This window comes from Collinsella aerofaciens, from assembly GCF_039752775.1.
Taxonomy (GTDB): Bacteria; Actinomycetota; Coriobacteriia; order Coriobacteriales; family Coriobacteriaceae; genus Collinsella; species Collinsella aerofaciens_R.
Genome location: NZ_JBDMGT010000050.1, coordinates 1 through 9,424 on the forward strand (window position 1 = coordinate 1; position 9,424 = coordinate 9,424).

Annotated in this window: 7 protein-coding genes; 2 read left to right on the forward strand and 5 right to left on the reverse strand. The window is 60.5% G+C overall.

The genetic code is table 11. From position 1 onward, the window contains the following. Positions 1-232 precede the first annotated feature (232 nt). Positions 233-1,405 (forward strand): Fic family protein, encoded by a 1,173-nt coding sequence (locus ABHR63_RS09680; protein WP_035136612.1) that lies wholly within the window; start codon positions 233-235, stop codon positions 1,403-1,405. Between the two features lie 313 nt (positions 1,406-1,718). Here the strand turns inward: ABHR63_RS09680 and pyrE are convergent, their stop codons facing one another. Next, on the reverse strand, positions 1,719-2,399 hold the full coding sequence (gene pyrE, locus ABHR63_RS09685) for an orotate phosphoribosyltransferase (RefSeq protein ID WP_055310632.1): 681 nt from the start codon (positions 2,397-2,399) through the stop codon (positions 1,719-1,721). Positions 2,400-2,837: 438 nt separating this feature from the next. Here pyrE and mgtA point away from each other — a divergent pair, with 438 nt between their 5' ends. Beyond that, the gene (mgtA, locus tag ABHR63_RS09690) at positions 2,838-5,606 is read left to right on the forward strand and encodes a magnesium-translocating P-type ATPase (RefSeq protein WP_346965413.1); all 2,769 of its coding nucleotides are present in this window, start codon (positions 2,838-2,840) and stop codon (positions 5,604-5,606) included. An 81-nt stretch (positions 5,607-5,687) separates the two neighbouring features. Here mgtA and ABHR63_RS09695 read toward each other — a convergent pair whose 3' ends face one another. The 4 genes from ABHR63_RS09695 to ABHR63_RS09710 all read right to left on the reverse strand — a co-directional run bounded on the left by ABHR63_RS09695 (position 5,688) and on the right by ABHR63_RS09710 (position 9,262). Then, positions 5,688-6,374: a hypothetical protein gene (locus ABHR63_RS09695; RefSeq protein WP_055285325.1), complete on the reverse strand. Its 687-nt coding sequence runs from the start codon at positions 6,372-6,374 to the stop codon at positions 5,688-5,690. Between the two features lie 35 nt (positions 6,375-6,409). Then, entirely contained in the window at positions 6,410-7,165 is a 756-nt protein-coding gene (locus ABHR63_RS09700) for a hypothetical protein (protein WP_346965414.1), read from the reverse strand. Between the two features lie 76 nt (positions 7,166-7,241). Then, entirely contained in the window at positions 7,242-8,792 is a 1,551-nt protein-coding gene (locus tag ABHR63_RS09705) for a zinc ribbon domain-containing protein (protein ID WP_138375258.1), read from the reverse strand. A 20-nt stretch (positions 8,793-8,812) separates the two neighbouring features. Next, positions 8,813-9,262 (reverse strand): hypothetical protein, encoded by a 450-nt coding sequence (locus tag ABHR63_RS09710; RefSeq protein ID WP_055285328.1) that lies wholly within the window; start codon positions 9,260-9,262, stop codon positions 8,813-8,815. Positions 9,263-9,424: the final 162 nt, after the last annotated feature.

A 9,424-nucleotide genomic window follows, 5' to 3' on the forward strand; every position in this document is an offset into this window, starting at 1 on the left:
GGCCTGGCGTTAGCATGTCGCGATTCAATCTCGAAAACAGCATTGCCCAGTTGACAAAACTATAGGAACACCCCCCTGTACCAAGCCGAGCTCCATGGTCAAGTAATAACGACTTCTCATCATTAGATTGTTTACATCAATTCTAATAACTATTTAATCCTTAAACTCGTTATTAGAATTGATATGATTGGCCTAATAACGAGTTTCCGGCACTAAAGATATGGAGGGCGCGATGCAAATCGAGGAGAACGGCCAGGGAACGCTCCGCAATAATCTATCGGGGAAATTGGCTTACTATTCGTTTTTTCCAACGCCCTTGCAATCATTGAGGCAGCTAAACCTCACCGAGGAAACCTATCGCACGCTTTCCGCATGCTCGCGAAAGCTTGGAGAGCTTGAAGGCATGCTCTACTTTGTTCCCAACGCCGATATGTATCTGACAATGTACGTGCGCAAAGAAGCACTCCTTTCTTCGCAAATTGAGGGAACCCAGTGCACGTTTGACGACCTACTTAGTCCATCGCAAACACAACTCCATCATAAAGATGTCGCAGACGTCGTGAATTACGTCCGTGCTGTCGACCGCGGCGTAGAACTGCTCAAAAAGATGCCCTTGTGCACGAGACTTCTTAGGCAAGTTCATGCGGTCCTGCTGGACGGAGTGCGCGGAACGGAGAAGAATCCAGGCGAGCTGCGCTCCTCACAAAACTGGATTGGCCCCTCAGGCTGCACCATTGCAACCGCATCGTTTGTCCCTCCAAACATTGAAGATTTGAGTAACACGCTCCAGGACCTCGAACGCTTTATCAATGAGCCTCAAGTCGAAATGGATCCGATTGTGCGGGCGGCGCTCGTCCATTACCAATTTGAAACTGCCCATCCATTCCTAGACGGAAACGGTCGCCTGGGCAGGCTTCTCATTACACTTATGCTCATCAATGATGGCGTTCTTCATTCTTGCTTGTTCTATCCATCGTTCCAGTTCAAGAAAAATCGAAGCGAGTACTACCGGCAACTCACATCCGTAAGGGAGAGAGGCACTTACGAGGAATGGATAGAGTTTTTCTGCAACAGTCTTCTCGAAAGTGCGAAGGACTCGGTAGGGTCTTTAAAAAACCTTGTTGACCTCCATAACCGTTCCACAGCAACCATTACCGAAAATCTCGGAAGGACTGCTGCAAACGGGCAAAGGCTGTTGGGCATTCTTGAAGAGCACCCCATCGTCGACACCGCATTCATCGCTGCCCAACTCGATATCGGCAGGAGTACCGCGAGCTCGCTCGTCAAATCATTTGAAGAATTGGGTATCCTCCGTCCGCTCGACGAGTCAAGACAGAGATACCGGCAGTACGGGTATGAAGAGTATCTTTCGATTCTCAGGGAAGACGCCGAGCCGATTAGATAGGCATCGCAGCCCAGGCAAATTAAAGCGAGCGTGGATAATCTCCCACTTTGAGCCCGCACACAGGCCAAAAACGGGAGATTATCCACGCTCATTCCTGAGTAGTCATTTATGAACGTCCCCAATGACTACCCAATGACTACCACGGCAACGCCGATGTTTTGGCAACGCCAGCGAGCGGGTCGCATTTGTGACAAGGTGACGTGAAACGAAAGGGCGCTGACCTTCTGGTCGCGCCCTTGAAGTTGAACGTCAGATTGTCCAAATGCGGCCCGCACAGCGTCGACCGGTCCGCCGTTCGGCAGAACGGCGGAACCTACTTGACTCCGTACTGCTCGTAGTAGGCGTCGATGGCGGTCTTGAGCTCGTCGTCGATGACAACCTTGCCGTCGATCTCGTGGTTGTAGAGGGTCTCGACGACCTCGGCCATGGAGACGATGCTCGCGACGGGGAAACCGTACTTGGCCTCGATCTCCTTCTGCGCGGTGGTCACACCGCCCTTGCCGACCTCCATGCGGTTGAGGGACACGATCAGGCCCTTGATCTCGACATCGGCAGCAGCCTTGACCTTGGGATAGGTCTCGTCGATGGACTTGCCGCTGGTGGTAACGTCCTCGACCATGACCACACGGTCGCCGTCCTTGGGCTCATAACCCAGCAGGTTGCCCTTATCGGCACCGTGGTCCTTGGCCTCCTTACGGTCGCAGCAGTACTTAACCTCCTTGCCGTACAGCTCGTGGTAGGCAATGGCGGTCACGACAGCCAGCGGAATACCCTTGTAGGCCGGCCCAAACAGGACGTCAAAGTCGTCGCCAAAGTTATCGTGGATGGCCTGGGCGTAATACTCGCCCAGCTTCTTGAGCTGATAGCCCGTCACATAAGCGCCGGCGTTCATAAAGAACGGGGACTGGCGGCCGCTCTTGAGCGTAAAGCTGCCGAACTTAAGAACGTCGGACTCGACCATGAACTTGATGAACTCTTGCTTGTAAGCCTCCATGCGGGCTCCTCTCGTAATCGCGTACGTGCCTTCCAGTTTAGCGCAGGCGAAGCGTCGATGCGGGCGCGCTTTGAGGCCGCGGCGTTCTGTAAAGGCTTTGTCAGGGGGAATGGTTTTCCGAACAATGGGGGTTGACATTTCAAACCCCCTCATCAAGAATACGGGCGGATTGAAACGGGTACGAGATACCCAAAGCGCGCTGCGCCCGGCCTTAAGGAGGTGTGCCATGGAAGGCAGTCCTAGTCGAAAAACCTGCATGTCGCCCTCGGCACGCCGCGAGGATTCCGTATTCGCATAAGCGCCACCAACCGATCGTCAAAACCACCACAAAGGTGCCTGTCCCCTTTGTGGTGGCTCGTGAGCTTGACGTGAGCGACATCTAGGTTTTTTGAAGCAAATACGACACGTACGCTAACTCCCTTCAACAAGGAGGACCCTATGCTGATGCTCAAAACCGCCACGGTACTCGAAGCTATCTCCAAGCGCCGCCGTACGGCGCGCCCTGCCGCTCATACCGGCCTGTCTAAGAACACCATATTCGCCGCCACCCATAGTGCCGAGGACGCCCTCGTTCTGCTCGATGCCACGGCAAACGGCCTCACCGCCAAGCAGGCAACCGAGCGTCTGGACGCCTCCGGCCCCAACACCATCGAGGCACCGACCAAAACGCTCGCCCGCCGTATCGCCGACGCCTTTGTCGACCCCTTCGCCGGCATCCTCGCCGCGCTCGCGCTGGTCTCGCTCTACATCGACGTGCTCGCCGTGCCCGAGCCGCAGCGCGACCCCTCCACGGTCATCGTCATCGGCATCATGTTGCTGGTATCGGGCGGTATGAAGTTTATCCAAGAAGCCCGCAGCGGCAATGCGGCCGAGGCCCTCAAGGACCTGGTCTCCAACACTTGCACCGCCCTGCGCGACGGCGAGCGCGTCGAGATCCCCTTCGACGAGCTCGTCCCCGGTGATGTGATCCGCCTCTCTGCCGGAGATATGGTGCCGGCCGATGCCCGCGTCATCACCGCGCGCGACCTGTTTGTGATCGAGTCCGCACTCACTGGCGAGAGCGAGGCCGTCGAGAAGACCACCGCCATCACCGTCGTCGAGAGTGCCGACGGCTCCGCGCTGCCACTCTCTGCCTGCAAGAACATCGTCTTTACCGGCACCTCCGTGCAAAACGGCACCGCCATTGCGCTTGTCGTTGCCACCGGTTCGGATACTTACCTGGGTGGCATCGCCAAGATGCTCAACGGGCGCGGCGAGAAGAGCGCGTTTGACCGCGGCGTCTCGAGCGTCTCCATGTTGCTCGTACGCCTCATGCTCGTTATGGCGCCGGCCGTCTTTGCCATCAACGCCGCCACCAAGGGCAACGCCATCGACGCGCTGCTGTTCGCCACGAGCGTGGCCGTGGGTATCACGCCGCAGATGCTTCCCGTCATCGTGACCACGAGCCTGTCGCAGGGCGCCAAGGACCTCGCCCGCCGCCAAGTAATCGTCAAGGAGCTGCCGGCGATCCAAAACCTGGGTGCCATGGATGTCCTGTGCTGCGACAAGACCGGCACCCTCACCGAAGACCGCATCGTGCTCGAGCGCTACCTCAACACCGATGGCAACGAGGACGCACGTGTGCTGCGCCATGCGTTTTTGAACAGCTTCTTCCAGACCGGCCTCAAAAACCTTATCGACCTGGCCGTAATCGACCGTGCCGATGTGACGCCCTCGACCGTCGCACCCGATTCCATGTTGGGTCAGAGCCTGCGCGACCGCTATACCAAGGTCGACGAGGTGCCCTTCGATTTCTCGCGCCGTCGCCTGAGCGTAGTTGTAGCCGATGTCCAAGGCAAAACCCAGATGGTCACCAAGGGAGCTGCCGAGGAAATGCTCGAGATCTGCTCCTTTGTCGAAGTCGATGGTGTCGCCCAGCCTCTCACCGAAGATAAGCTCGCCCAGATTCGCAAGCAGGTCGCCGGGCTCAACGCCGAGGGCCTGCGCGTGATTGCCGTGGCGCAGAAGACCGATCCGCGCTGCGTGGGCGAGTTTGGCATCGCCGACGAATGCGACATGGTGCTGATGGGCTTTTTGGCCTTCCTCGATCCGCCCAAGACGAGTGCCGCGGGCGCCGTCGCCACGCTCGAGGCCAAGGGCGTGGCGGTCAAGGTCCTGACCGGCGACAACGACCGCGTCGCCGCCACCGTCTGCGAGCAGATCGGCATCGACGCGAGCAACGTCTTGCTCGGCTCCGAGATCGATGCGCTCGATGACGCCGAACTTGCCGAGCGCGCCGAGAAGACCCATCTCTTCGCCAAGCTCTCGCCGCTGCAGAAGGCGCGCCTGGTGCGCGTCATGCGCGAGCTGCTCGGCCACACCGTGGGCTTTATGGGCGACGGCATCAACGACGCCGCCGCCATGCGTGCGAGCGACTGCGGTATCTCGGTCGATTCGGCCGTCGACATTGCCAAGGAATCCGCCGATATCATCTTGCTCCAGAAGGACCTGGGCGTGCTCGAGCGCGGCATCATCGAAGGCCGCCGCACCTACGGCAACCTGCTCAAGTACCTCAAGACCACAGTGAGCTCCAACTTTGGCAATGTGTTGTCCGTGACCGTCGCGAGCCTGTTCTTGCCGTTTTTGCCCATGAGCGCCCTGCAGCTGGTGCTGCTGTCGCTGGTCTACGAGACCGTATGCATCGCGCTGCCGTGGGACACCGTCGACGATGCCTGGACTGCCCGTCCGCGCGCCTGGGACGCCGCATCCATCAAGGGCTTTATGCTCGAGCTGGGCCCCGTGAGCTCGCTGTTTGACATCGTGACCTTCGCCGCGCTCTTCTTTGTGGTGTGCCCCGCCGCCGTGGGCGCAAGCTGGTCCGAGCTTGCCGCCGCGGGCAACGTCACGGGCATGGCAGCCTTTGCGGCGCTCTTCCAGAGCGGCTGGTTTGTCGAGTCCATGTGGTCGCAGACGCTTGTGATCCACATGCTGCGCTCCCCGCGCCTGCCGAGCCCGCGTGACCACGCCGCGCCGGCACTGTGCGCTCTCACCGTGCTGGGCCTGGCGCTCGTCACCTGGCTGCCAGCAAGCCCCATCGCCGATGCGCTCGGCCTCATGACGCTACCCGCGAGCTTTTTCGCGCTGCTCATCGGCATCGTCACCGCCTACATCGCGCTCACCCAGCTGGCAAAGCGCCGCTACATCGCCCGCCACGGCGAGCTGCTGTAGCACGGTGAACCGCCTCAGTAGACAGCCCAAGGGCAAAACCACCACAAAGGTGCCTGTCCCCTTTGTGGTGGTTTTGGTGCGCTATGAGGCGTTAGTCAGGCGGCTCCAGAGCTCGTCGATATCGATTTGGTCGCCGCCGCTCAGATAACCGGTGTGAATAAAAGACTCACTATAGATATAGATGTCATGCGCGCTGTCGCCATCATCTTCGGTGTCGTAGGCCGAAATCACGTAACGGCTGCCGTCGAGCGCCTTGACCAGCCAATACACGGAATCGTCGATTGTGCACTTCTCCTGCACTATCGCCGCATCGCCGATTGCGCCGGTGAGCGCACGATCGCCCGTCGTATAGCCGCCCACCGAGAGCAAAATCGCCACGCTATCGTCTCCGCCGCCCGGCTCAAGTTCCTCGTACTCGGACTCCGAAAGCGGTATCGCGCTGTTCGCAAGTTCGTCCACGTCATCCGAAATCTTAGAAAAGGTAAAGGCGAAAAGCCCCGCGTCATCGGCGGCACCGTAGCCCACGCTCTCGCCTTGCCACTCATAGTTTTGATGCTTGAGCAGGCGCACCAGGTCGGCGCCGTCCAAGTTGATCGCAGCATAGACCGTCACGTTGGCGTTGTCGTCTACACAGGCGGCGTCCGCCGTGGTCGCCTTCTTGGCACCGCCCGCGCCGCCCAATCCGCCCGAGCAGCCAGCCAGCGCACAAGCCAGCACGCCCGCGCCTGCCACAAAGGCCGCACGGCTCATCACCACTTCATTCATCATGTTCGTCCCTCGCTATGGTATTGGCCACGTCGCACCTAGCCGAGCGCGCGTCCAGCCTTTTCCTGCCAAAATTCGTCTATCGTCGGAGCACCGCCGCCCTGGGTAAACGTACCGGTCTTGATAGCCTCCTCGGTAATGAGATCCAAGCGGTAGTCACCGTTTTCCATCGGGCTCGCCATGGCGACGTGCCGCGCCATGTTGGAACCGTATACGCACGCGATCCATGAGCCCGAAGTAATCTGCGCCCGGTCCTCGACCGGCACGGAAAAGCCCGCGATAACATCCTCGCAGCTCGAATAGCCCGAAAGTTGCAGCGTGAACATCACGGTGCTTCCGGTGCCGCCCTTGTCGAGCTTTCCGATTTCGTCCTCGCCGAGCCATTCGGTCGCGCCGTCCTTGCTGATATTGCAGACGCTGAGCACGTGTCCCGCCTCGTCCTCGTACATCTCGAGCGCGTCTTGCCAGGTATAGCCCTGCTGCGTGACAAACTCCTGCAACTGCCAGCCCTTAAGCTCGAGGAGTGCCGCGATGCTGATGTTGCGGTGCGCATCCCAGCAATCATCCGACCACGTATCGAACGCATCCGCCGAGCCGCTGTCCGCGCCCGAATCGCTGTCCGCGTCGCCGGAATCGCCCGACGTCGCACCCGCGTCCATCTTGTCCTTTACCGGGCGGTCGTCGTTAAAACCCGTCGCATCCTGCGTCCGCTGTCCGCCGCACCCCACAAGCGTCAGCAGCGCCGTTCCCGCCGCCGCGACAAATGCCGTGCGCGAAAGTACCGTCTCCCTCATCGTTGTTCCTTTCCCGTTCTTTATCACAATGCCGAGAAACACGCCCGGCATCGATTCACACACAAGCCGTCTCACGCTATTGGCGAGGCAGCTCCGTCCAGCCAAAACCAGGCTCAAAGCCATCGCGCGTGCCGATGACATCGCCCGAACCGTTGACCCAGGCCTGGTCGGCCATCACCGAGACCTCGACATCGGTGCCGTCGGGCCTGGTGTAATGGTTAACCCCGCGAATGGCATCGGAATACGAGGCCGCACCCGTGCCTACGCCCGCGCTAGAGAAACTGGCTGCGCTGGCAGCCATGTTCGCGGCGTGCTGACGATCGCTGCGATCGAACCATGCCTGCTGGTAGCTGTCGAACGCCGCCTGCTGCGAGGCATGCATCTGCTGCCAGGCTGCAAACTGCTGTTGCTGCTGGGCAATGTTCATCTGCGTGCGTTGGCGCTGTTCGAGCACCATCTGTTGCTTTTGAGCGGACGCCTCACGTGCAATAGCCGGGTTAAGCCGCAAGGTCGACGCCATTGAGGCAAGCGCCGTAGAGGCCGCCTCGTCCAGGCGACCTTCTGGCGCAACCAGACAGAAGCTGTCCCTGATACGCCACTGCAGCAGGTCGGCCGCGCCCAGCTCGAACGACGCTCCGTCCGGGCAACCGCCTCGACCCGTGGGCTGTCCTTGCGCGACGCCCTGTCCCGCCGCTGCCGCCGCCTGGCGCTCGCGCAGGCGTTTGCCCAAAACGCCGCCGATCAGTCCGCTCGAAAGGCCTGCGCCCAGCAGCGCCTCGGCCCCAGCGGCAATGCCTTTACCCTTAGAGCCTGCGACGCCGCCGATCGAGGCCACATAGCCCTCGACTTTGGCCGCCACCGCGAGCTCGGTGGGCACTGGAGCGCCCGTGAGCCGATATCGACGCATGCGGCACTCATAGATCACATTGCTCGGCTCCATCGAAAAGCCCTGAATCGCAAAGTCGTTTACCGCCTCGCGCTTTACGCGGGCACGCTCGCGCTCGATATCGAGCGCCGCGTTCGATGGGTACGGCTGCCCGGCCACAACCTCCGCCCGTGCGCCCAGCTGTGCCGCGCAGGCCTGAGCCAGCTCGTCGCAAGCTGCCTCCACGTGCATAAACGCCTTGCGCTCGGTTTGCGTGGGGATACGCTTGGCAACGGCGCCCGCATCCACGTAGCAGAGCTCGGAGCGGTACATAATCCGCTCACCCATCGGACCCGCTGCCGTCACGCCAACCGAAATCGGGCAGTCGAAACTGCCGCTGCGCTCAAGATGCGCCTCTTCGATTTGCCAACCCCGCGGCAGCGCTACCTGCGCGAGCGCCTGCCCGCCAGAGGCATCGCATGCGGCATGAAGCTCAAGGTCAACAGCGCGAGGAGCGTCCGCCGAGGTTGTGTCGCCAGACGGTGACGCGGCCTCGGCACTCTGCGTCGGCACAGCCACGCTCGGCTCGCGGCCTTCGCTCGCGCCATCATCGGCAGTAGCGTCATTCACAGACCCCGTGGCATCCGAGCCGCATGCAACGCCCTCAAGTCGGACGCCGCACCCCGGGCAAAATCGCACCGGCACGCCGGCGACCCGAGGCAGCTGCGCCCCACACGCCGGGCAGAATCTCAAGTCACTCATCCCGTACATCCCTAATTTCGTTAGCTGTTTTTGATCGCGGCAAGCTGCCGCCATAACTCATCGGCACCGTTAAGTCGGTACGCCGTCTTATCGAGCACGATATTCTTGCCTTCGAGCTCTACCGATTGCTCCGAACCGTCTGCATAGACAAAGACGAGCGTTCGGCCGGCATCGCTCATCCGCTCATCCACCGCATCCCCCACGGTGCAGCCATCGAGCGCGGCAAAAGCCGATGCGACCAGTTCGGAATCGTCGGTCTCATAGACCGTCCGCGCCTCCCCGTCCTCGACAAGCTTGACCGCCACCGGAACGGCAGCGCAATCGTTGAGCGACACTTGCGCGGCAGTCTTTCCTTGAGCGCCATGGTCGCCGGCAACGTAAACTCGCATAAGTGTCACCGCCGCGGCAAAGACCACCACGGCGATAAGCGCGCCCGCAGTTTTATTAGACGCGCAACCCCGAGACGCCATAGGTGCACCCCCTCCGTTCTGCTCCGCTCAGCATCACATTCATATGCCTTTGAGCACCAAAACGGCAGGTGACAAATGTCTCATATGGGGGTGCGGACAGAAAGTTGGACCGCGGGGCGGTCCGGACTGGAGGTTCGCATGTACAGCAGGGAGAAGGTCGAG

Coding starts and splice junctions, on each gene's coding strand:
- ABHR63_RS09710 (WP_055285328.1), bottom strand. CDS start 9,262: ATGGCGTCTCGGGGTTGCGCGTCTAATAAAACTGCGGGCGCGCTTATC.
- pyrE (WP_055310632.1), bottom strand. CDS start 2,399: ATGGAGGCTTACAAGCAAGAGTTCATCAAGTTCATGGTCGAGTCCGAC.
- mgtA (WP_346965413.1), top strand. CDS start 2,838: ATGCTGATGCTCAAAACCGCCACGGTACTCGAAGCTATCTCCAAGCGC.
- ABHR63_RS09700 (WP_346965414.1), bottom strand. CDS start 7,165: ATGAGGGAGACGGTACTTTCGCGCACGGCATTTGTCGCGGCGGCGGGA.
- ABHR63_RS09705 (WP_138375258.1), bottom strand. CDS start 8,792: ATGAGTGACTTGAGATTCTGCCCGGCGTGTGGGGCGCAGCTGCCTCGG.
- ABHR63_RS09680 (WP_035136612.1), top strand. CDS start 233: ATGCAAATCGAGGAGAACGGCCAGGGAACGCTCCGCAATAATCTATCG.
- ABHR63_RS09695 (WP_055285325.1), bottom strand. CDS start 6,374: ATGATGAATGAAGTGGTGATGAGCCGTGCGGCCTTTGTGGCAGGCGCG.